We start from the raw sequence: 22,400 nt of genomic DNA on the forward strand, positions 1-22,400 counted from the left end.
CGATTGTATCGATCGCGCTCAGTAGATAGGCGTCACCTTCATCTGCGGCAGCGGACGCGGTGCGCCGTCGGTCAGGTCAGGGCCCAGGTCCTCCCAGGTTCGGCCCTGCTCGACCATCTGCGCCCACAGCTGCTGCGAGCCGCGACGCTTGTCTTCCGAGCCCAGCTTGTACGACGGCGGTGTCGGTTCGCCGCGAGCGACCATCGAGTACGCCGCGCGATAGGCCAGTACCTGCTGCGCCGGGTCGTCGGTACGGGCCACTTCCAGCGTGTACCGTTGGTAGGCCGAGGCCAGGTTGCGCCAGCGGATCCAGTAGTGGTTCTCGAACGAGAACGAACAGAACCGCGCACCGGCCAGGCTGCCCTTGTCGGCGATGCGGGTCAGCACCTCCTGCGGCATGTCCAGGTTCATGCCACCTTCGTCGCCCTGCAGGCTCACATGCACGATGCGGTCGCGATAACCCGGCGCGCGCGCCTGCAGCAGGTCGCGCCAGTTCTGCATGGTCGCCACCACCGCGAACAGGAAACGCCCCAGCTCGGCTGCGGCCAGCGGCGTGGCAATGGACTGGTAATGCCGTTGCCAGCCGTGGCGGTTCTCGGTGGGCAGGAACACGGCATGCTCCAGTGCCTGCCGGCTACCGCTGCCCTGGCTCACGTCTTCGGCGTGCTGCGGGTAGACCAGGTTGATGGCGAAGGTCGGCCAGCGCGGCAATGCGGCGTCAAACAGATGGATCGGGAAGTTGCTGCTGATGCCACCATCGGAGAACCAGCAGATGCGGAAGGCGGTGATCACCGGACCGCAAGCCTGCCCGGCGCTGGTCAGCCCTTCCATGCTGTCGGCCACGTTGTGCTCGGGGTCGGCCGCCGGCGCGGTGGGTTCGCAGCGGCGCTCGCGGCGCGAGGGTTCGTGCAGTGGCACCGCGCTGATCAGCAACGGGAAGCTAAGGCTCATGCGTGTGGCCACCAGCACCGGCAGCTTCGGGCCCTGCGGCAGGTGGTAGTACTGCCGCCCCTCCACGTCCAGCGGCGGGCCAGCCTGATCCACCAGCCACTGCACCACGCTGGCCGGGAACAACTGCTCGAACTCTTCGCGCAGGAACCAGAACTGCGCGCCGCCCAGTGGCAGCGTACGCGGCTCGTTGTGCGAGACGCAGGTGGTGATCATCTGCAGGCTGATCGCGTGCGGGCTGTCCGGCTCGCCGGCATAGCGCGGTGCGTCGTGCAGGTCGGCGAAGGTCAGCGGTGCATCAAGTGGCTTGCCTGACAACTGCTGCAGGCACTCATGCAGCCACTCGGTCAACGCCGGTTTGCGTGCATCGCGGCCGAGGCCACTGCACAGGCCCAGCAGGTTGCGCCGTGCCACGCGGGCCACGCGCAGCGCGGCACCGGCCACACCGGCACCGTAGGCGCACAGCAGCGACGGCAGCAGCGTGGCGGCCACACCGCTCCAGCCGCCGCCCCACCCGCCCAGGCCCAGCAGCAGCGCCAGCGACACCAGCACTTCCAGCGGCGCGATCTCGAATACCGCCACCGCCAGGCACAGCAGCTTGTGTGGCAGGCCCGCATTGCCGGTCAGCACCACCAGCAGCCGATAGGCCGCACGCGCGCCCCGCGCCGGTTGGAACAGGCTGTAGATGAACCCGCGCCGCGACAGCTGCGCCGACACCGCCGACAGCCCCCCATAACCGGCATCACTGGGCAGGTGCTCGCCGGCCTGCTGGCGACGATCGCCGCATGCCGCCGCAGCCGCCACCGCCGCAGCAATGGCGCCGGCCGAGGTGCCGCCGATGCTCTTGAAGCGATACTCGCGCGCCAGCGCCAGTACCGCATTGGGGTACACGATGCCGCTAGTGATGCCGCCTTTCATGACCAGATCGCAGTACTTCGCCGCCACGAGCCACCTCCCGTCTGTCGATGCCCAGTATGGCAAGCGGCGCTCTCACGGCCTGAGAAACGGACCACAGCCCCGAGCTTTCATTGACCCTTGACCATTGCCCTCGACGCGTCCACCGTGGGCACGCCGAAGGTATCCCCGCCGCAGCGTTGATGGCGACAGGGATTTGAACGGGAATCCGGTGAAGGCGCCTGGCGCGCCCATTCCGGAGCTGCCCCGCAGCGGTGAATGGAAACGAATCCTGCCAACAGCACTGGGCTCGCGCCTGGGAAGCGGCAGGTAGTAGGTGGGCTGCGGCCCGTGTCCATCAGCCCGAATACCGGCCCCGGCCGGGGGACACGACCGTCCCCTGACTCGACCTGGACTCTCCGCGGGGAGGGTGCCGGGGCCGTCGCTGACCTGCGCGTGCGGGCAGTGCGGCCGCGTGCGTCCTTTTCACGGTATCCGGCCAGCCCTGTCCACCCACGCACAGATGCATGGGCCACCGCCGTTGCCGGCGGTCCATGCGGTACCTGACGATGACCGAGTTCCAACGCCCCACCCTGACCCTGCCTGCCAACGGCAAGCGCCTGCTGCTGCATTCATGCTGCGCGCCCTGCTCCGGCGAGGTAATGGAGGCGATCACCGCCTCCGGGATCGACTACGCGATCTTCTTCTACAACCCCAACATCCATCCGGTGAAGGAATACGAACTGCGCAAGCAGGAAAACATCCGCTTCGCCGAGCAGCATGGCATTCCCTTCATCGACTGCGACTACGACACCGACAACTGGTTCAGCCGTGCGCGTGGCATGGAGAACGAGCCCGAACGCGGCATCCGCTGCACGATGTGCTTCGACATGCGTTTCGAACGCACTGCGCTGTACGCGCACGAGCACGGCTACGACACCATCAGTTCGTCGCTGGGCATCTCGCGCTGGAAGAACATGGCGCAGATCAACGATTGCGGCATCCGCGCCGCCTCGCGCTACGAAGGCCTGCAGTACTGGGACTACAACTGGCGCAAGGGCGGCGGTGCCAGCCGCATGATCGAGATCAGCAAGCGCGAGCAGTTCTACCAGCAGGAGTACTGCGGCTGCGTGTATTCGCTGCGCGATGCCAACCGCCACCGTCGCGAGAACGGCCGCGAGCGGATCAAAATCGGCGTGCTGTACTACGGGCAGGACGCTGGGACGCCGCAGGGCGATTGACGTGTGAGCGAGGGGCGGCCACGCTGGTCGCCCCTTCTCTTGTAGTGGATCTGCCATGACCGCCCTGCCCGCCGACGTCGCCCTGCTGGTGATCGACCTGCAGCCGGACTTCATGCCGGGCGGCGCGCTGGCCTGCGACCAGGGTGATGCGCTGGTGGCACCGATTGCCGGACTGCTGGCGCAGCGCCGCTACCGCACGGTGGTGGCCACCCAGGACTGGCACCCGGCCGATCACGCCTCGTTCGCCAGCCAGCACCCCGGCCAACGCCCGTTCGAGACCATCCTGCTGCACGCGCAGCCACAGACCCTGTGGCCCGACCATTGCGTGCAGGGCAGCGATGGCGCCGCTCTGCACCCGGGCGTGGACTGGGCCATGGCCGACCTGATCCTGCGCAAGGGCACGCGCCAACAGGTGGATTCGTACAGCGCCTTCCGCGAGAACCACGGTCCCGATGGCGAGCGCCCGCCCACCGGCCTTGCCGGCTGGCTGCATGAGCGCCGCATCCGCGAAGTGCACGTGTGCGGCCTGGCCCGCGATTACTGCGTGCTGTGGAGCGCGCAGGACGCGGTGAAGTCCGGCTTCCGGGTGAAGTTCCTGTGGGAGCTGACCAAGCCGGTGACCGAAGCCAACGACGTGATGGTGCGCGAGGCGCTGGGCAAGGCGGGGATTGCGCTCGCCTGACGCGCGACCGCCGGGCATGGCCCGGCGCTACCGGGCACGTCGCTTATGCCGCTTGCGCGCTCCTGCCCACAACAACACAATCGATTCATCCAGCCCCCTAACTACGCCCCCCTACAGATCGCGGGACGGCCGAACCGGGGGCTTTTCATTGGATGAAATCAGGATTCGGTAGTGCCGGGCCATGCCCGGCGGACGCGGGATGGGCGATTACCGGAACACCACCGTGCGATGCCCATTGAGCAGGATGCGGTGTTCCACATGGCGGCGCACCGCACGCGCCAGCACCAGCGATTCGGTATCACTGCCCAGCCGCACCAGTTCGCGCGGCGCCATCGCATGGTCAACGCGGGCCACGTCCTGTTCGATGATCGGGCCTTCGTCCAGGTCCTCGGTGACGTAGTGCGCGGTGGCGCCGATGATCTTGACCCCGCGCGCGTGCGCCTGGTGGTACGGCTGCGCGCCCTTGAAGCTGGGCAGGAAGCTGTGGTGGATGTTGATCGCACGGCCGGCCAGCGCGCGGCACAGCGTGGGTGACAGGATCTGCATGTAGCGCGCCAGCACCACCAGGTCGATGCGCTCACGCTCGACCAGGTCGATGATCTGCTGCTCCTGCACCGCGCGCGTATCGGCGGTCACCGGCAGGTGGTGGAACGGCACCTGGTAGGAGGCGGCCAATGGCGCGAAGTCGGCGTGGTTGGACGCCACCGCCGCAATGTCGACCTTCAGCTGGCCGCTGTGGGCGCGGAACAGCAGGTCGTTGAGGCAATGCCCCTGTTTGCTGACCAGCACCAGCAGGCGTGCGCGGCGGCGGCCATCGTGCAGCTGCCAGTCCATGCCGAAGTCCTGGGCGAGCGTGGCCATCGCGGCGTGCACGGTCTCCAGCGGCAGGCCGGCATCGCGATCGAAATGCACGCGCAGGAAGAAGCGGCCGCTTTCCTCGTCGCCGAACTGCTGGGCGTCGAGGATGTTGCAGCCGTGGTCGAACAGCAGGCCGGACACGCGATAGACGATGCCGGTACGGTCGGGGCAGGACAGGGTAAGAATGGAATCGGGGCGCATCGCCACAGTGTAGGGCAGCGCCCTGCCCAGCGGCCGGATGATCACGGGTGCAACCGACCTGCTTGGTTCAGTACCAAGCGATACTTGGATCTTCCCGTGGCAAGCTGGTCGGTCATGAACCTGTTGCAACTGATCCGCAGCTTCACCCGCACCGCAGAGACCGGCAGCATTGCCGCCGCGGCCCGCATCCTTGGCATCAGCGCCACCGCGGTCGGGCAGAACATCAACCGGCTGGAGGCGCATCTGGGCGTACGGCTGCTGAACCGCAGCACGCGCCAACTGGCGCTCAGCGAAGCCGGGGCGCTGTACCTGGCGCAGGTGCGCCACATCGAGGCCGACCTGGCGCGCGCGCAGGCGATGGTCACCTCCGGCGACATCGAACCGGCCGGGCCGCTGCGCATCGCCAGCAGCAGTGCGTTCGGCCGCCATGTGCTGGCGCCGTTGCTGCCTTCGCTGCAGCAGCGCTACCCGCAACTGCAGCTGGAGCTGCGCCTGACCGACCGCGCCGTGCAGCATGGCCCGGAAGCGGTGGATGCCAGCATCCGCATCGGGGCGCAGCTGGAGGACGGGGTGGTGGCGCGGCAGCTGGCGCGTGTTCCGTTCGTGTTCTGCGCCTCGCCGGCCTACCTGAAGGCACGCGGCACCCCGCAACAGCCATCCGAGCTGGGCGGTCATCGCGGGCTGCTGCACCGCTTCCCCACCGATGGCCGGCCATTGCGCTGGGGCCTGCTGAAGGACGGCCAGCGCGTGGACGCCGCGCTGCCACCGAGCATGGTCTGCGATGACATCGATGCGCTGGCGACGCTGGCGGCGGCCGGTGCCGGCATCACCCGGCTGGCCGCCTTCGTGGCCGAGCCGTACCTGCGCGATGGCCGCCTGCAGTCGGTGTTCGGCGCCGACACCGCGTGGCGCCCGGAACCGATGGAGGTCTACTTCTGCGTCAGCGACCGCCGCGATTTCACCGCCAAGATCCGCGCGCTGTTCGATCACCTTCAGGCCGGCATCGCGCCGGCTTGGCGGGTGTGAGCCTCAGCGCGTCTTGAACACGCCACGCGCCTCGCGCGGCTCGCAGCGCAGGTACTGCGGCGCCGGCTCCACGCTGTCGCGCAATGCGGCAGCAGCGTGCCACGGCCAGCGCGGGTCGTAGAGGATGCCGCGTGCCAGCGCTACCGCATCGGCGTGGCGATGGCGCAGGATCGATTCGGCCTGCTCCGGTTCGGTGATCATGCCCACCGCGATCACCGGCATGCGCACCTTGGCCTTGATCGCTGCTGCGAACGGCACCTGGTAGCCCGGGCCGACGGTGATCTTCTGGCGCTCGTCCAGGCCACCGCTGGAAACGTGCAGGAAGTTGCAGCCGCGCGCGTCCAGCACCTGGGCCAGCGCTTCGCTCTGCACCAGATCCCAGCCGCCATCGACCCAGTCGCTGGCGGAGATGCGCACGCCCACGGCGACCTTGTCCGATACCGCCGCACGCACGGCGTCGAATACTTCCACGAGCAGGCGCAGGCGGTTCGGCAATGAGCCACCGTAGCCATCGGTGCGGCGGTTGCTCAGCGGCGACAGGAACTGGTGCAGCAGGTAGCCGTGCGCGGCATGCAGCTCGATCAGCTCGAAGCCCAGGCGCTCGGCGCGCACCGCACTGGCGGCGAAGGCGGCGATGACCTCGGCGATGCCGGCCTCGTCCAGTTCCTGCGGTGCCGGATCGCCGGCATGGAACGGCAGCGGCGACGGCGCCACGGTGGCCCAGCCACGCGCATCGTCGGCCGGCAGCTGGCCACCGCCGTCCCAAGGGCGGTTCACCGAGGCCTTGCGACCGGCATGGCCGAGCTGGATGCCCAGCGGCATCGGCGACCAGCGGCGGACGCTGGCCAATACCTGTGCCAACGCGGCCTCGGTGCCGTCATCCCACAGGCCCAGGTCGGCCCAGCTGATGCGGCCACGCGGCTCGACTGCGGTGGCTTCCAGGATCAGCAGGCCGGCGCCGGACTGCGCCAGGTTGCCCAGGTGCATGGCATGCCAGTCGCTGGCGCGGCCGTCTTCGGCGGAGTACTGGCACATCGGCGCGACGACGATGCGGTTGGACAGGGTCAGGGGGCCGAACGAGATCGGCGAAAACAGCTGGCTCAAGACAGTGATGGACGACGTAGGGGATGCGTATTGCACCGCCGCACGGCTCCGGGATCAACCATCTGGATGGATCGCTGTTTCGCGGCGGCGGGTGGCCTGTAGAGTCGACTGACAGTCGACTCTACCCAGCCGATGGTTCGATAACCGACGCCAGCGCCTCAGCACAATCGCGTTCATCCTTGAACTGCAGCAGGTCGTCGGCACGGGTGCGGCCGCGGTTCAGCGCCGCCACCGGCAGTCCTGCCCTGGCCGCGGCCTGCACGAAACGGAAGCCGGAATAGACCATCAGCGACGAGCCCACCACCAGCACGGCGTCGGCCTGCTGCAGGTGCTCGTGCACCGCCTCCACCCGCTCGCGCGGCACGTTCTCGCCGAAAAACACCACGTCCGGCTTCAACACCCCGCCGCAGTGCGGGCACCCGGGTACCACGAAGCTGGAGAAATCGGTCTCCAGGTCGGCGTCGCCGTCCGGGGCGATGCCGGCCTCCAGCGTGTCCCAGCCGGGGTTGGCGTCCAGCAGGCGCTGCTGGAACTCCCCGCGATCGCTGCGCCGCTCGCAGCACATGCAGCGCACCAGGTCCAGGCGGCCATGCAGGTCGATCACGTTACGGCTGCCGGCGCGCTGGTGCAGGCCGTCCACGTTCTGGGTCAGCAGCACCTGCAGCTTGCCACGGCTCTCCAGTGCGGCCAGGGCCTGGTGGGTACCGTTGGGCCGGGCCAGGCCGAAGCGCGGCCAGCCCAGCAGGCTGCGCGCCCAGTAGCGCTGGCGGGTAGCGGCCTCGCCCATGAAGGCCTGGTAGGTCACCGGCGGGGTGCGCTTCCACTGGCCGTCGGCATCCCGGTAATCGGGGATGCCCGATGCGGTGCTGCAACCGGCGCCGGTCAGCACGAACAGGCGCTGGGCGCGGTCGATGAAGTCGGTCAGCGGCGAGGTCATGGCTGCCAGATGGGGGCGCCGCAGCGCCCGTGCAAGCGCCGGCTCAGGCGGCCGGCAGCGGCGGCACCGCGATCGGGTGGCCTTCCTCGTCCAGCGCGATCATCACGAAGTGGCCGCGGGTACACAGCTTGCGCTCGCCGCTGTGCAGGTCCTCGGCGACCAGTTCCACCTCCACCTTCATCGAGCTGCGGCCGACTTCGACAATGCGGCCGATGGTTTCCACCATCTGGCCGATGCGGATCGGCAGTTTGAAGTCGACCTGGTCGCTGCGCGCGGTCACCACGGTGCGGCGCGAGTAGCGGGCAGCAGCCAGGAAGGCGGCCTTGTCCATCCACGCCAATGCCTGGCCGCCGAACAGGGTGCCCAGGTGGTTGGTGTGGTTGGGAAAGACGATTTCGGCCATGCGCACTTCGATGGGCGGCACGGTCTCGGGGATCGGGGTCATGGGGGTGCTTCGGTGTGGGGTGCTGCGGATTCTAAGCGACCGGCGTGATGGCCATCGGAATGCACGTGCAACGGTCACCCGGCAGCGGTGCCTGCGCAGGCCGCGCCTGCAGCAGGCGTTACACTGCGCCACGCCCGCTGCCAGGACTGCCCATGCCCGCCACTTCCGACCTGCTGGCCTTTGCGCTGGTTTCGCTGGCCATGGTGCTCACGCCCGGGCCGAACATGATCTACGTCATCTCGCGCTCGATCTGCCAAGGGCCGATGGCGGGCCTGATCTCGCTGGGCGGGGTGGCGCTGGGCTTCGTGTTCTACATGCTGTGCGCGGCATTGGGCGTCACCGCCCTGCTGATGACCGTGCCGTTCGCCTATGACGCGCTGCGCATCGGCGGCGCGCTGTACCTGCTGTACCTGGCCTGGCAGGCGCTCAAGCCGGGTGGCCGTTCGCCGTTCGCGGTGCGCGACCTGCCGCAGGACAGCCCGCGCAAGCTGTTCACGATGGGCTTCCTGACCAACCTGCTGAACCCGAAAATCGCGGTGATGTACCTGTCGCTGCTGCCGCAGTTCCTGCATCCGGACAGCGAAGGCAGCGTGCTGATGCAGTCGATCGTGCTGGGCTCCACCCAGATCCTGGTCAGCGTCAGCGTGAACGGCCTGATCGCGCTGACCGCCGGCAGCATCGCCGGCTTTCTGGCCGCGCGCCCCACCTGGCAGAGGGTGCAGCGCTGGCTGATGGGCACGGTGCTGGCCGGGTTGGCGGTGCGCATGGCGATGGAAGGGCGGCGCTGATTGTAGAGTCGAGCCATGCTCGACTTTCTTGCGAACAGCAGTCGAGCATGGCTCGACTCTACAAAAGCAGGCGCGCAACAAAAAACCCCGGCATTGGCCGGGGTTTTTCGTTGCGACAGGCCGGGCCGGTTCGATCAGAAGTTCATGTCGAAGGCGACTTCGCCCTGCACGCCGACCTGGTAGGCCGAGACGCGGCGTTCGAAGAAGTTGGTCAGTTCCTGCACGTCCTGCAGTTCCATGAACGGCAGCGGGTTGCGCACGTTGTACTTCTTTTCCATGCCCAGTTTGGCGAAGTGCTGGTCGGCACAGTGCTGCAGGTACTGGCGCATGTCACGGGTGGAGATGCCGGCCACGCCGCCGGACAGCACGTCCTCGGCGAACTGCACTTCGCATTCAATGGCTTCGGCCAGCATGTCGTAGACTTGCTGCTTCATCTCTTCGTCGAACAGGTCCGGCTCTTCCTCGCGCACCACGCGCACCGACTCGAACGCGAACTCCATGTGCGCGCTTTCGTCGCGGAACACCCAGTTGGTGCCCGAGGCCAGACCCGGCAGTAGGCCGCGCGACCGGAAGTAGTACACGTAGGCGAACGCAGCGAAGAAGAACAAGCCTTCGATGCAGGCGGCAAAGCAGATCTGGTTGAGCAGGAACTGGCGGCGCTGCTCGCGGGTCTCGATGCGGGTCAGGTCCTGGATCGAGTCGATCCACTTGAAGCAGAAATCGGCTTTCTTCTTGATCGAGTCGATGTTCTCCACCGCCGAGAACGCCTTGGCGCGCTCTTCCGGGTCCGGCAGGTAGTTGTCCAGCAGGGTCAGGTAGAACTGCACGTGCAGCGCTTCTTCATACAACTGGCGCGACAGGTACATGCGCGCTTCCGGCGCATTGAGGTGCTGGTACAGGTTCAGCACCAGGTTGTTGGACACGATCGAGTCGCCGGTGGCGAAGAACGCGACCAGGCGGTGGATCAGGTGGCGCTCACCCGGCGACATCTTGCTGTGCAGGTCGGTGATGTCGATCTGGAAATTGATCTCTTCCACCGTCCAGGTGTTCTTGATCGCGTTCCGGTACATGTCATAGAACTGCGGGTAGCGCATCGGGCGCAGGGTCAGTTCAAAACCGGGATCGAGCAGCATCTGCTTGGGCTTGTCGGCCATGGGTGTTTCCTTGTCTTCTCGGGTCAAAACGCCGGGCGTGGCCCGGCGCTACCTGGGTGTTTCCGTGCTGCGGCCGAGCGTGGCTCGGCTCTACAGGTGCGAGGTGCTCGAGTGCCGACCAACGGTCGGCACCCACCGCGCGGTGTGTTACTGGCAGGCCTCGCAGGCTTCCGGGTTTTCCAGCGAGCAGGCGATGGCTTCGTCCGGGCTGAACACCTTGGCCGGGGCCGCGCTGCTCACCGTGGTCTTGGCGATCTTGGTGGCCGGGCGCGAACGCAGGTAGTAGGTGGTCTTGATGCCCTGCTTCCAGGCGTACATGTACATGGAGGACATCGCGCCGATGTTCGGGCTTTCCATGAACAGGTTGAGCGAGGCCGACTGGTCGATGAAGGCGCCACGTTCGGCGGCCATGTCGATCAGCGAACGCATCGGCAGTTCCCACGCGGTGCGATAGACCTCGCGCAGCGTTTCCGGGATCTGTGGCAGACCCGCGATGGAGCCTTCGGCCAGCTTGATGGCATCGCGCATTTCCGGCGTCCACAGGCCCAGCTTCTTCAGCTCGTTGACCAGGTAGCGGTTGACCTGCAGGAAGTCACCGGACAGGGTCTCGCGCTTGAACAGGTTGGACACCTGCGGCTCGACGCACTCGTAGCAGCCGGCGATCGAGGCGATGGTCGCGGTCGGCGCGATCGCGATCATCAGCGAATTGCGCAGGCCGTGTTCCTTGATGCGCTCACGCAGGGCATCCCAGCGCGCAGTGTCTTCCGGCACCACGTTCCAGGCATCGAACTGCAGTTCGCCACTGGCGGCACGGGTGTCGTTGAACGACGGGTGCTTGCCGCGTTCCTGGGCCAGCTCGCAGGAGGTTTCCAGCGCGTGGAAGTAGATCGCTTCGGCAATCTTCTTCGACAGGGCGCGGGCCTCGGCGCTGTCGAACGGCAGGCGCTTGCGGAAGAACACATCCTGCAGGCCCATGCAGCCCAGGCCGACCGGACGCCAGCGCAGGTTGGCGCGGCGGGCGGTTTCGATCGGGTAGAAGTTCAGGTCAATGACGCGGTCGAGCTGGCGCACGGCCAGGCGCACGGTCTCGGCCAGCTTCTCGAAGTCGAACTCGTTGTGCTCGTCGAAGTGGTTGCCCAGGTTGATCGAACCCAGGTTGCACACTGCGGTTTCATCGTTGGAGGTGACTTCCAGGATTTCCGTGCACAGGTTGGACAGGTGGATCACGTTGCCCGGACGCAGGGTCTGGTTGCTTGCGCGGTTGCACTTGTCCTTGAAGGTCATCCAGCCGTTGCCGGTCTCGGCCAGCGTACGCATCATGCGGGCGTACAGCTTGCGCGCTGGGATGGTGCGGTTGGCCTTGCCCTGGGCTTCGGCCTGCAGGTAGGCGGCCTCGAAGGCTTCGCCGAACAGGTCGGTGAACTCCGGCACCACGCGCGGATCGAACAGCGACCATTCCTGGTCGGCCTCGACGCGCTTCATGAACAGGTCCGGTACCCAGTTGGCCAGGTTCAGGTTGTGCGCACGGCGGGCTTCGTCACCGGTGTTGTCACGCAGTTCGAGGAAGTCCTCGATATCGGCGTGCCAGGTTTCCAGGTACACGCAGGCTGCGCCCTTGCGCTTGCCGCCCTGGTTCACCGCGGCCACGGACGAATCCATGGTCTTCAGCCACGGCACGATGCCGTTGGAGTGGCCGTTGGTCGACTTGATGAGCGAACCACGCGAACGCACGCGGGTGTAGCTGACGCCGATGCCGCCGGAGAACTTCGACAGCTGGGCGATGTCGCCGTACTTGGCGTAGATCGACTCCAGCGAGTCCTGCGGCGAATCCAGCAGGAAGCACGAGGACAGCTGTTCGTGGGTGGTGCCGGAATTGAACAGGGTCGGGCTGGACGGCAGGTAGTCCAGGTTGCCCATGCGCTTGTACAGCGCCAGGGTCTCGGACACGTCCTCGCTGAGCGCACTGGCGATGCGCAGGAAGAACTGCTGCGGGGTCTCGATCACCTTGCGGGTGTGCGGGTGGCGCAGCAGGTAACGGTCATACAGGGTACGCAGGCCGAAGTAATCGAAGTTCAGGTCCAGCGAGATGTCGATGGCGTCGTTGAGCTTGCGTGCATTGGTCTGCACGAAGTTCAGCAGGCGGTCGTTGATCAGGCCGACTTCATGGCCACGGCTGACCGACTGCGAGAAGGCGTAGATTTCCTGGCCCGAGACTTCCTTGGCAATGTATTTGGCCAGCAGGCGCGCAGCGAGGCGGCCGTACTCGGGCTCTTCACCGATCAGCAGGGCGGCGGTTCGGATGGACAGCTCGTCCAGCTCGCGGGTGGTGGCGCCGTTGTACAGGCCGGAAATGGTGCGGGTGGCCACGCGCATCGGATCGACGGCGTGCAGGCCTTCGGAGGAACGCTGCACCGCGCGCACGATCTTGTTCAGGTCCACCAGCTCGGTGGTCCCGTTGCGCTTGGTCACACTCATCGCGTTGGCCGTCGGCGGCGACGTCAACAGGAATTCGCTTTCCTTCTCGATGGTGGCGCTGGATTCGGTGCTCACGGCGTATGTCCTCTTGGCGTGATTTGGGGGTGCTCGATGCATCGGGGTGACGCAGCCCGGGACATGACGGCCCAGGATGGCGGGACGGCGTCGCAGAGGATGAGACCCTGCGCCTGCCACTGCCGTTGACGATCGCGGATGGGTGCTGCTGCCACCCCCAGACCTGGGGTTGCTGCGACCGACGGCCACAAGATAGTGGGGGTAATGGGGTCCGTCAACGCCAAATGTAGTGAAATTCGGCAATCCCTTGCGCCGCAAGGATCGTGCCATCGGCGCCCTGATCAGACGCTTCAGACCCGCCGGAACGGGCTGCGCAGTCAAGCCCGAAAGGCGTCACTGCGGTGGCACAACGCACCGCAGAAACGGAACAATGACAGCTTCACATGACAGTGATGAAGCTGGCTAGGGACAACCCTGTGGATAGGTGGTGGGCAGCCGGTGGGAATGCGGTGGACGTCGGGGATCACCCGCCGGGCAGCGACTCGAGGCCGCATGTGTCGGCCGGGCCGGAGGAGCGGCCGCAGGTAACGCCGTTTCGCCCTCCCCCCCCCCGAATCATTGCCGGCCAGCGGCCGGCACTACCGGAATTCCGGGGTGGTCGTGCCGGCCGCCGGCCGGCAATGCACGCCCGCAGCGTCGCTCACGCCCGGTGCGGGGTACCCAGGTACTCGGCGCTCTGCATTTCGATCAGGCGCGAGGCGGTGCGTTCGAACGCGCCCTGCAGGCGCTGGCCGGTGTACAGCTCGATCGGCGAGGTGCTGGCGGTGCAGACCAGGTTGACGTGGCGGTCGTACAGCTCGTCGATCAGGTTGACGAAGCGGCGCGCGGCATCCTCATTCAGGCGGTCGAAGGCGGGAATGCCGCCCAGCAGCACCGTGTTGAACTCGTGCGCGATCTCGATGTAGTCCGAGGGCCCGCGCGGGCCTTCGCACAGCGCGGCGAAATCGAACCAGGCGATGCTCTTGCCACGGCCGCGCACCGGAATCTTGCGGCCCTCGATCTCGATGTTGCCGGGCTTGGCCGGCTGGCCGCCGCTCAGCTCGTTCCAGCGCGTGGCCAACCATTGATCGCTGTCGGCCGCCAGCGGTGCGCGGTATACCGGCGAGCGGGTCAGCGCGCGCATGCGGTAATCCTCGGTACCTTCGGCGTACAGCTCGACGCAGAAGCGCTGCAGCAGGGCAATGGCCGGCAGGAAACTCTCGCGCTGCAGGCCGTTGAGGTACAGGTTCTCCACTGCGGTGTTGGAGGTGGTGACCAGGGTCACGCCCTCGGCGAACAGGCGCTCCAGCAGCCGCGCCAGCAGCATCGCATCGCCGATGTCGGTGACGAAGAACTCGTCCAGCACCAGCACGCGCAGGTTGCTGCGCCATTCCTGGGCGATCTTCGCCAGCGGGTCGCTCTGGCCCTGGTGCTCGCGCAGGCGCTCGTGGACGCTGCGCATGAAGCGGTGGAAGTGGGTGCGGTACTTCTGCTTGATCGGCAGCCCGTCGTAGAACAGGTCGACCAGGAAGGTCTTGCCGCGGCCGACACCGCCCCAGAAGTACAGGCCCTTGACCGGCTCGGGCTTCTTCCAGAACGAGGACAGGCGGTCCAGCCAGCCATCCTCGGCACTATCCAGCAGGCCCAGGTGGATGCGGTCCAGCTCGGCCAGCGCCGCATGCTGGGCCGGGTCGTTCTGCCAGTCGCCACGGGCAACCCCTTCCGCATACCGCTGCGACGGGGTCAGCTCGGTTGCACTCATGCCGCCGCGCCCAACCAATGCTTCACGCCGTGGGTCAGCGCGCCACGCAGGTCGATCAGCTTGCGGTGGAAGAAGTGGCTGGTCTCGGGCATGCGCACCAGCTCATGCGGGAAGTCCAGCGTGTCCAGCCACTGGTAGACGGCCTGCGGGTCGACGATCTCGTCCTGCTCGCCCTGGATCACCAGCCAGCGGGCCGGCGGTGCGATACCGTCGAAATCCCAGCGACCGGCCGGTGGCGCGATCGAGATCAGCGCCTCCGGCTGCAGCGCGGCAGCCGCCTTCAGCGACACGAACGAACCGAAGCTGAAACCGGCCAGCCACAGCCGGTCGTGCGGGCGCTGGCTGCGCACCCAGGCGGCGACCGCCTTCAGGTCATCCTGCTCGCCCACGCCGCCGTCGAAGGTACCAGCCGAAGCGCCGACGCTGCGGAAGTTGAAGCGCACCGTGGCGATGCCCAGCTCGCGCAGGGTGGTGGCGGTCATGGTGACCACCTTGTTGTGCAGGGTGCCACCCTCGGTGGACAGCGGATGGCAGACGATGGCCACGATCGGCTGCACCGGTACATCGGCCTTGGGCAGGTCGACGACCACTTCCAGCGGGCCGGCCGGGCCGTCCAGTTCGAGGCAGGCGGTTTCGCCGGGGGCGACGGGGAACGAAGGCTTGTGCATGGCACCATGATACCGTCCCCCGCCCCTGACCTGTGCCCGCCCCATGCTCTACCTGTCCTTGGCCGTGATCTGCAGCGTGCTGGTTTCGGTGTTGTTGAAGGTGGCCGGACGCCGCCAGCTGGATGTTTCGCAGATGGTCACCTGGAACTATCTGGTGGCGGCAACGCTCACCGCCGTGGTACTGCAGCCGCCGCTGGATGCGCTGCGCGCGCCGCATGCGCCGTGGCTGTCATTGCTGGCGCTGGCGGTGGTGCTGCCGTCGATCTTCCTGGTGCTGGGCCGCGCGGTGGCGGTGGCCGGCATCGTCCGCAGCGACGTGGCGCAGCGGCTGTCGCTGCTGCTGTCATTGGCGGCGGCCTTCCTGTTCTTCGGCCAGACCGCCACGCCGTGGAAGCTGGCTGGGCTCGCCCTGGGCCTGCTGGCGATGGTGGCCATCAGCCTGCGTCCGCGCGGCCCGACCGTAGCGTCCTCGCCCGGTGCCTGGGGCTGGCTGCTGGGCGTCTGGGCCGGGTTCGCGGTGGTGGACGTGCTGCTCAAGCAGGTGGCGCTGTCGGGCACACCGTCGATGGCGGCGGTGCTGGCCAGCTTCAGCGTGGCCTTCGTGCTGATGCTTGCGTTGCAGCTGTGGCGGCATTTCAGTGGCTGCAGCCGGCTGGCCTGGCGCAACCTCGGCGCGGGTGCACTGCTGGGCCTGCTCAATGGCGGCAACATCCTTTTCTATGTGCAGGCGCACCAGGCGATGCCGGACAGCCCGGCTACCGTGTTCGCCGGCATGAACATCGGGGTGGTGGTCTTGGGCGCGCTGGTGGGTGTGTTCGCCTTCGGCGAGGCCACCACGAAGTGGAACCGCGCCGGCCTGGCACTGGCGGTGCTGGCGATCGGACTGATCGCCTGGGGGTGAGCGTTGGTTGCGGCGGGCCATTTCCGCGCCCGCGGTGGGATGTCACTTTTCTTTTCGCGCGAAAAGAAAAGTAACCAAAAGAAACGCGCCGCCAGCCGCGAGCCGGTGCTGTGCACCGGTTCCCTGCGCTTCTCGGTGAACCAGGGGACGGCGCCGAACTCGCTGCGCTCAGACATCGGCGCCTCTTCGCCCCTGATCCACTTGCGATGCTCGGCTCGCTGGAAGGCGGACTGGTAGATCAAAAGCAAAGGCGGCATCCGTGCCGATCAAGGTCCCTACCAGAGCAGATCCCCGGCGAACCCTATCTGTCGAAACCCAGCAGCAGCGGGTCGTGGTCGGAGCTGCGCCACGGGCCCTGCACGTTGCGGCCCTGGTAGCCGCTGGCGTCCTGCTCGTCGGCATTGCTGTGCCATTCGGCGGCACCGCGCAGGCGCTTGGCCATGCCCGGGCTCAGCAGTGCATGGTCGAGGCGGCCGGTATAGCCGTTGTAGACGTAGCTGTAGGGATGCTCGACCTTGGCGACCTTGAATGCGTCCTGCCAGCCCAGGTCACGCAGGGTGCGGATCGGGTCTTCCATCGCGTAGGCATTGAAATCGCCCAGCAGCACCGCGTCCCTGGCACCGGTACCGGTCGGGTCAGTCTGCAGCCAGGCATGCAGCTGCTGCGCCGAGGTCACGCGGGTCGCGTTCCAGCAGCCCTGGTTGTCGTTGCGGTCGGCGTCGGCACCGGCGGCGTCGCGGCAGCCCTTCGACTTGAAGTGGTTGGCAACCACCACGAACGGCGCGCCCTGCTTGCCCTGGAAGGCCTGCGCCAGCGGCACGCGGCTGTGTTCGACGAACGGGCCGCCGGTCAGCGTGGCCGGCTTGCCCAGCGGCTGCAGGCGGCTGCTGCGGTAGATGATGCCAACCCGGATCGGATTGTCGCCGGGGCCGTTGCCGGCATCGACGAAGCGCCAGTCGCCCTGCGCGCCACGGTCGCGGTTGAGCGCATCGACCAGTTCGGCGATGGCCGACTGCGGGCCGTAGCCGTCGTTCTCCAGTTCCATCAGCGCAGCGACATCGGCGCCCAAGGCGTTGACCGTGGTGACCAGCTTGGCGAGCTGCGCCTTGTGCTCGTCCAGGGTGCGCGCGCCGCGCAGGGTCGGGAAGCCACCGCCCTGGCCGTCACCATTGAAGAAGTTCTCCAGGTTGAAGGCCGCCACGTGCAGGCTGCCCGGCACGGTCGGCACCGCCGGGCGCTTCAGCTCCGGCAGCTTCAGCGCTCCCTCGACCTGCAGGCGCGGATGGCCCTGCGCATCCACGCGCACGATGCCCTCCACGTTGCGCAGCTGCATGCCGGTGCGCAGCACCGGGTTGCCCGGCAGGTAGGGCACGCTTGCGGGGTCGCGGGCGTCACTGCCATTTTCCAGTACCAGCCGGCGACGCTGGTTGTCGGCCATCACCTGCTCGTAGCCGGCGGTGCCAGGCGCAGCCACTTCGGTCGGCTGCCAGAGGCGGCCGTCGAAGGCCACGGTGAGCTGGCCGAAGCGCTCCAGGCCATCGGTACCGGCCAGGGTGAGCGGTGCGGCGATGCGCACGCGCTGGCCATCCAGCGCGCGCCAGTCGGCCGGTGCGGCGGTCAGCACCACGGTGGCGCTGCTGCGCGCGACAGCGGGCGTCGTAGCTGATGCGGCCTGCGGCTGGGCCTGGGCAAAGGCGCTGGCCGGCAGCAGCAGGGACAGGGCAAGAGCAAGGGAACGGCGGCGCATCGACGGGCGATTCCAGTGAAGAGGGCGCACAGACTAACCCTGAAATGCGGAGATCCGCCTGCGCGGCGGGGGCACAGGGGCAATCAGGCCTCGGTGGGCAAAGCTTAGTAGGTGGTAGAGCCGAGCCCACGCTCGGCTGCGCCTGGCCACACCGTGCGCAGAGCAGCCGAGCGTGGGCTCGGCTCTACAGGAAGCGGCGCGTTGCGGCGGCTATTTCAGGTTGCCCAGCATCCAGTCCACGGTGGCGTGGATCTGTTCTTCGGTCAGGGCCGGGTTGCCACCCTTGGGCGGCATGATGCCGCCATCCGGGCCGGTATAGCCCTCGATGGCGTGCTTGTAGAGCGTGTCCTTGCCCTGCGCGATGCGCTTGTCCCAATGCGAGTGGTCCAGCGTCGGTGCCATGCCCACGCCGGTGGTATGGCAGGCGGTGCACAGGTTGTCGAAGATCACCTTGCCATCCTTGGTGCCGCCGTAAGCCACCTGCGAAGCAGCCTTGGCCAGCGCGGCGGCCTTGGCCGCAGCCTGCGCGGCGGCGCCGGTGCTGCCGGCATAGACCGCGCCGGTGGGCGAAATGCGCTGTTCGGTGCGCTTGGCCGCGGTCGGCGATACTTCGGGTGGAATCCGGGTGTGGATGTAGGCGGCAAGGAGGATGAGGCCGAGGGTGATGGTCGCCAGCAGCGCGATCACCATGGAGAAGCGTTTCAGGAACTCCAGATCGTAATTCCGCACTCTTCGTTACCCCTGGCTGATAGTCGTTGGACCACGGCTGAGCGACTGCGTGATGGGCCGAGTATAGAACGCGCTATGCGTGCGACAACAGGCGTCATGCTGGTGCGGCGCAGCATGCGGCCGTGGCCGCATGCGGGTAGCGCCGGGCCGTGCCCGGCGAGCGCGAAGCGCGGCAACAACGGTCGAGGATGGCAACAGCCGCCGGGCATGGCCCGGCGCTACCGAATTGCCGGGGCACCGATCGCGCGCAGGCAGAAGCTGCAGATTGCGTTCACCAGTGCATCTTCGTCGCGGTGTGCTTCGCGGCTTGGCGCGGTCGGGCCGACCATCGCCTCGGTGAAGGCGCCGACCAGGCACGCAGCGGCCACATGCGCGTCCTGCGCAGGCAGCTCACCGGCCGCCACGCCCTCCTCCACCAGCCGCAGGAACACGTCGCCGAAGGCGCGACGACCGCGCATGCGCTCGGCTTCCACGTCCGGGTCGACCGGTTCGACGATGAAGGCGTGCGCCAGCCCCGGCCCAGCCAGGGCACGGCGTACGAAGGCGGTGATCGCCAGCCGCAGGCGCTCGCTGGCCGCCTCCGGGCCACTGGCGATGCGCTCCATGATCGCCACCTCGTGGGCCACCGCGGCGTTGAGCACCTCCACGAACAACTCGGCCTTGGACGGGAAGTGCCGGTAGATCAGGCCGGTGGACACCCCCGCCAGGGTCGCCACGGCGGTCACCGGGGCATTGCGCCAGCCGCCAGTGGCGACCAGTTCACGGGTGGCCAGCAGGATCCGTTCACGGGCCCCGGCCAGGCGTTCTTCCATCAGTGCAGAGCGTTTGTAGGCCATGTTTTGATTCTGGTTTCAATTTTTGAATTTGTATTCACTTCTTATCCGAACCCCGCTACGCTGGGGTCCAATCGCCCGTGCGGGCAGCGGTCCTGCAGACCGCCGCCCGCTCCCCCGCCGGGTGCGTCCATTTCCTGCCATCCCGTCGTGGAGCCACCACAATGCACGTGCCATCCCTGAACTTCGACCTTGGCGAAGACATCGACCTGCTGCGCCAGAGCGTGGCCCATTTTGCCGCCGCCGAGGTCGCGCCGCTGGCCGCCGAGGCCGATGCCAGCAACCAGTTCCCGCTGGCTCTGTGGCCGAAGCTGGGCGAACAGGGCCTGCTCGGCCTCACCGTGGAAGAAGCATACGGTGGTACCGGCATGGGCTACCTGGCCCACGTGGTGGCGATGGAAGAAATCTCGCGCGCTTCCGGTGGCATCGGCCTGTCCTATGGCGCGCACTCCAACCTGTGCGTGAACCAGCTGCGCAAGAACGGCAACGAAGAACAGAAGCAGCGCTTCCTGCCCGGCCTCTGCAATGGCAGCCTGGTCGGTGCGCTGGCGATGAGCGAGCCGGGGGCCGGTTCGGACGTGGTGTCGATGAAGCTGCGCGCCGACAAGCGCGGCGACCGCTACGTGCTCAACGGCAACAAGATGTGGATCACCAACGGCCCGGATGCTGACGTGCTGGTGGTCTATGCCAAGACCGACATGGAGGCCGGCGCCAAGGGCATCACCGCGTTCCTGGTCGAGAAGGGCATGAAGGGCTTTTCCACCGCGCAGAAGCTGGACAAGCTGGGCATGCGTTCTTCGCCCACCTGCGAGCTGGTGTTCCAGGACTGCGAGATTCCCGAAGAGAACGTGCTGGGCCAGGTTGGCGGTGGCGTGCGCGTGCTGATGTCCGGCCTGGACTACGAGCGTGTGGTGCTGTCCGGTGGCCCGCTGGGCCTGATGGCCGCGGCCATGGACGTGGTGATGCCGTACGTGCACGAGCGCCACCAGTTCGGCGAGCCGATCGGCAGCTTCCAGCTGATCCAGGCCAAGATCGCCGACATGTACGTGGGCCTGGGTGCCTGCCGCGCGTATGTCTATGCCGTGGCACGCGCCTGCGACCAGGGCCGCACCACCCGCCAGGACGCCGCCGGTGCCATCCTGTACGCCGCCGAGAAGGCCACCTGGCTGACCGGCCAGGCGATCCAGATCCTCGGCGGCAACGGCTACATCAACGAATACCCGACCGGCCGCTTGTGGCGCGACGCCAAGCTGTATGAAATCGGCGCCGGCACTTCGGAGATCCGCCGCATGCTGATCGGCCGCGAACTGTTCCAGCGCACCCTGTAAGGCCAACGCGATGACCGTCCTGAACAGCCAGCTGCAACCGGGCAGCGAAACGTTTGAAAGCAACCGCGCGGCGATGCAGGCCGTGGTCGACGACCTGCATGCCACCCTCGCGCGCACCGCGCTGGGTGGCAGCGAAGCCGCACGCGCCAAGCACACCGCGCGCGGCAAGCTGCTGGTGCGTGACCGCATCGACGCCCTGCTCGACCCGGGCAGCGCCTTCCTGGAAATCGCGCCGCTGGCCGCGCACGGCATGTATGACGATGCCGTGCCCGCCGCCGGCGTGGTGGCCGGCATCGGCCGCGTGAGCGGCGTGGAATGCGTGATCGTGGCCAACGATGCCACGGTCAAGGGCGGCACCTACTACCCGATGACGGTGAAGAAGCACCTGCGCGCGCAGGAGATCGCCGAACAGAACCACCTGCCGTGCATCTACCTGGTCGATTCCGGTGGCGCGTTCCTGCCGCTGCAGGACGAAGTCTTCCCGGACCGCGATCATTTCGGCCGGATCTTCTACAACCAGGCCAACCTGTCGGCGCAGGGCATTCCGCAGATCGCCTGCGTGATGGGCAGCTGCACCGCCGGTGGTGCGTATGTGCCGGCGATGAGCGACGAGACGGTGATCGTGCGCGAGCAGGGCACGATCTTCCTCGGCGGCCCGCCGCTGGTGAAGGCGGCCACCGGTGAAGTGGTGACGGCCGAGGAACTGGGCGGTGCCGACGTGCACACGCGCATCTCCGGCGTGGCCGACCACATGGCCGACAACGATCTGCAGGCGCTGGCACGGGTGCGCGCAATCATCGCCCAGCTGAACTGGCGCAAGCCGGAACCGGCGATGGCGGTACAGCCTTCCGAGGAACCACTGCTGCCGGCGCATGAACTGTATGGGGTGATTCCCGCCGATACGCGCAAGCCCTACGACGTGCGCGAAGTGATCGCACGCCTGGTCGATGGCTCGCGCTTTGACGAGTTCAAGCCGCGCTATGGCGCAACACTGGTTACCGGCTTCGCGCATCTGAACGGCTACCCGATCGGCATCATCGCCAACAACGGCATCCTGTTCTCCGAGTCGGCACTGAAGGGCGCGCACTTCATCGAGCTGTGCACCCAGCGCAACATCCCGCTGGTGTTCCTGCAGAACATCACTGGCTTCATGGTCGGCCGCAAGTACGAACAGGGCGGCATCGCCAAGGACGGCGCCAAGCTGGTATTGGCGGTGGCCTGCGCCAAGGTTCCCAAGTTCACCGTGGTCATCGGCGGCTCGTTCGGTGCCGGCAACTACGGCATGTGCGGCCGTGCGTACTCGCCCAACTTCCTGTGGATGTGGCCGAACGCGCGCATCGGCGTGATGGGCGGCGAGCAGGCCGCCAGCGTGCTGGCCACGGTCAAGCGCGATGGCATCGAGGCCAAGGGCGGCCAGTGGCCGGCGGCGGAGGAAGACGCGTTCAAGGCACCGATCCGCGAGCAGTTCGAGCAGCAGGGCCACCCGTACTACGCCAGCGCGCGCCTGTGGGACGACGGCGTGATCGATCCGGCCGACACCCGCCGGGTACTGGCCCTGGCGCTGTCGGCCAGCCTCAACGCCGCCCCGCAGCAGACGCGCTTCGGCGTGTTCCGCATGTAACCCG

The 22,400-nt window shown here is 67.3% G+C and carries 19 protein-coding genes and 1 riboswitch; of the genes, 7 read left to right on the forward strand and 12 right to left on the reverse strand.

Annotated elements, in window-relative coordinates; translation table 11 throughout:
• Positions 1-18: 18 nt before the first annotated feature.
• Positions 19-1,866, reverse strand: coding sequence for a patatin-like phospholipase family protein (locus VG543_RS19920; protein WP_050584652.1), 1,848 nt, complete (start codon positions 1,864-1,866; stop codon positions 19-21).
• Between the two features lie 154 nt (positions 1,867-2,020).
• A riboswitch (cobalamin riboswitch) is annotated at positions 2,021-2,235 on the forward strand.
• Positions 2,236-2,396: 161 nt separating this feature from the next.
• On the opposite strand from VG543_RS19920, the gene VG543_RS19925 reads away from it, so the two are divergent.
• Together VG543_RS19925 and pncA are read left to right on the forward strand one after the other, a co-directional pair.
• Positions 2,397-3,083 carry an epoxyqueuosine reductase QueH gene (locus VG543_RS19925; protein WP_423179088.1) on the forward strand — a complete coding sequence of 229 codons (687 nt, stop codon included), beginning with the start codon at positions 2,397-2,399 and terminating at the stop codon, positions 3,081-3,083.
• Between the two features lie 55 nt (positions 3,084-3,138).
• Positions 3,139-3,765: a bifunctional nicotinamidase/pyrazinamidase gene (gene pncA, locus VG543_RS19930; RefSeq protein WP_423179087.1), complete on the forward strand. Its 627-nt coding sequence runs from the start codon at positions 3,139-3,141 to the stop codon at positions 3,763-3,765.
• 207 nt (positions 3,766-3,972) lie between these two features.
• Here pncA and purU read toward each other — a convergent pair whose 3' ends face one another.
• The gene (purU, locus tag VG543_RS19935) at positions 3,973-4,824 is read right to left on the reverse strand and encodes a formyltetrahydrofolate deformylase (protein WP_026347242.1); all 852 of its coding nucleotides are present in this window, start codon (positions 4,822-4,824) and stop codon (positions 3,973-3,975) included.
• A gap of 114 nt (positions 4,825-4,938) precedes the next feature.
• Here purU and VG543_RS19940 point away from each other — a divergent pair, with 114 nt between their 5' ends.
• Positions 4,939-5,850, forward strand: a complete 912-nt coding sequence (locus VG543_RS19940; RefSeq protein ID WP_423179086.1) for a LysR family transcriptional regulator — start codon at positions 4,939-4,941, stop codon at positions 5,848-5,850.
• A 3-nt stretch (positions 5,851-5,853) separates the two neighbouring features.
• On the opposite strand, the gene VG543_RS19945 is transcribed toward VG543_RS19940, so the two are convergent.
• The 3 genes from VG543_RS19945 to VG543_RS19955 all read right to left on the reverse strand — a co-directional run bounded on the left by VG543_RS19945 (position 5,854) and on the right by VG543_RS19955 (position 8,336).
• Positions 5,854-6,954 carry an NADH:flavin oxidoreductase/NADH oxidase gene (locus VG543_RS19945; protein ID WP_329848612.1) on the reverse strand — a complete coding sequence of 367 codons (1,101 nt, stop codon included), beginning with the start codon at positions 6,952-6,954 and terminating at the stop codon, positions 5,854-5,856.
• A gap of 121 nt (positions 6,955-7,075) precedes the next feature.
• The gene (locus VG543_RS19950) at positions 7,076-7,891 is read right to left on the reverse strand and encodes an NAD-dependent protein deacetylase (RefSeq protein ID WP_423179085.1); all 816 of its coding nucleotides are present in this window, start codon (positions 7,889-7,891) and stop codon (positions 7,076-7,078) included.
• Positions 7,892-7,934: 43 nt separating this feature from the next.
• Positions 7,935-8,336: an acyl-CoA thioesterase gene (locus VG543_RS19955; RefSeq protein WP_005407672.1), complete on the reverse strand. Its 402-nt coding sequence runs from the start codon at positions 8,334-8,336 to the stop codon at positions 7,935-7,937.
• A gap of 152 nt (positions 8,337-8,488) precedes the next feature.
• Between VG543_RS19955 and VG543_RS19960 the strand changes: the two genes are divergently transcribed.
• On the forward strand, positions 8,489-9,124 hold the full coding sequence (locus tag VG543_RS19960; protein WP_423179084.1) for a LysE family translocator: 636 nt from the start codon (positions 8,489-8,491) through the stop codon (positions 9,122-9,124).
• A gap of 134 nt (positions 9,125-9,258) precedes the next feature.
• Here the strand turns inward: VG543_RS19960 and VG543_RS19965 are convergent, their stop codons facing one another.
• The 4 genes from VG543_RS19965 to VG543_RS19980 form a co-directional block, all read right to left on the reverse strand.
• On the reverse strand, positions 9,259-10,278 hold the full coding sequence (locus VG543_RS19965; protein WP_019661865.1) for a ribonucleotide-diphosphate reductase subunit beta: 1,020 nt from the start codon (positions 10,276-10,278) through the stop codon (positions 9,259-9,261).
• Between the two features lie 147 nt (positions 10,279-10,425).
• Positions 10,426-12,828, reverse strand: a complete 2,403-nt coding sequence (locus VG543_RS19970) for a ribonucleoside-diphosphate reductase subunit alpha (RefSeq protein ID WP_423179083.1) — start codon at positions 12,826-12,828, stop codon at positions 10,426-10,428.
• A 640-nt stretch (positions 12,829-13,468) separates the two neighbouring features.
• Positions 13,469-14,569 carry a cell division protein ZapE gene (gene zapE, locus VG543_RS19975; protein WP_019661867.1) on the reverse strand — a complete coding sequence of 367 codons (1,101 nt, stop codon included), beginning with the start codon at positions 14,567-14,569 and terminating at the stop codon, positions 13,469-13,471.
• On the reverse strand, positions 14,566-15,237 hold the full coding sequence (locus VG543_RS19980) for an alpha/beta hydrolase (RefSeq protein ID WP_019661868.1): 672 nt from the start codon (positions 15,235-15,237) through the stop codon (positions 14,566-14,568). The genes zapE and VG543_RS19980 overlap by 4 nt, the downstream gene beginning before the upstream one ends.
• Before the next feature lie 43 nt (positions 15,238-15,280).
• Between VG543_RS19980 and VG543_RS19985 the strand changes: the two genes are divergently transcribed.
• Positions 15,281-16,138 (forward strand): EamA/RhaT family transporter, encoded by an 858-nt coding sequence (locus tag VG543_RS19985; RefSeq protein WP_155028805.1) that lies wholly within the window; start codon positions 15,281-15,283, stop codon positions 16,136-16,138.
• A 301-nt stretch (positions 16,139-16,439) separates the two neighbouring features.
• On the opposite strand, the gene VG543_RS19990 is transcribed toward VG543_RS19985, so the two are convergent.
• From VG543_RS19990 to VG543_RS20000, 3 genes are all read right to left on the reverse strand, one after another.
• Positions 16,440-17,885 (reverse strand): ExeM/NucH family extracellular endonuclease, encoded by a 1,446-nt coding sequence (locus VG543_RS19990; RefSeq protein WP_346469559.1) that lies wholly within the window; start codon positions 17,883-17,885, stop codon positions 16,440-16,442.
• Between the two features lie 210 nt (positions 17,886-18,095).
• Positions 18,096-18,614 (reverse strand): c-type cytochrome, encoded by a 519-nt coding sequence (locus VG543_RS19995; RefSeq protein ID WP_005407662.1) that lies wholly within the window; start codon positions 18,612-18,614, stop codon positions 18,096-18,098.
• A 218-nt stretch (positions 18,615-18,832) separates the two neighbouring features.
• Positions 18,833-19,450, reverse strand: a complete 618-nt coding sequence (locus tag VG543_RS20000; RefSeq protein WP_021203751.1) for a TetR/AcrR family transcriptional regulator — start codon at positions 19,448-19,450, stop codon at positions 18,833-18,835.
• A gap of 161 nt (positions 19,451-19,611) precedes the next feature.
• Between VG543_RS20000 and VG543_RS20005 the strand changes: the two genes are divergently transcribed.
• Together VG543_RS20005 and VG543_RS20010 are read left to right on the forward strand one after the other, a co-directional pair.
• On the forward strand, positions 19,612-20,775 hold the full coding sequence (locus VG543_RS20005; RefSeq protein WP_014035590.1) for an isovaleryl-CoA dehydrogenase: 1,164 nt from the start codon (positions 19,612-19,614) through the stop codon (positions 20,773-20,775).
• Positions 20,776-20,785: 10 nt separating this feature from the next.
• Positions 20,786-22,396, forward strand: coding sequence for a carboxyl transferase domain-containing protein (locus VG543_RS20010; protein ID WP_423179081.1), 1,611 nt, complete (start codon positions 20,786-20,788; stop codon positions 22,394-22,396).
• Positions 22,397-22,400: the final 4 nt, after the last annotated feature.

It is taken from the genome of Stenotrophomonas sp. CASM101 (assembly GCF_049384845.1).
In the GTDB taxonomy this organism is placed as follows: Bacteria; Pseudomonadota; Gammaproteobacteria; order Xanthomonadales; family Xanthomonadaceae; genus Stenotrophomonas; species Stenotrophomonas hibiscicola.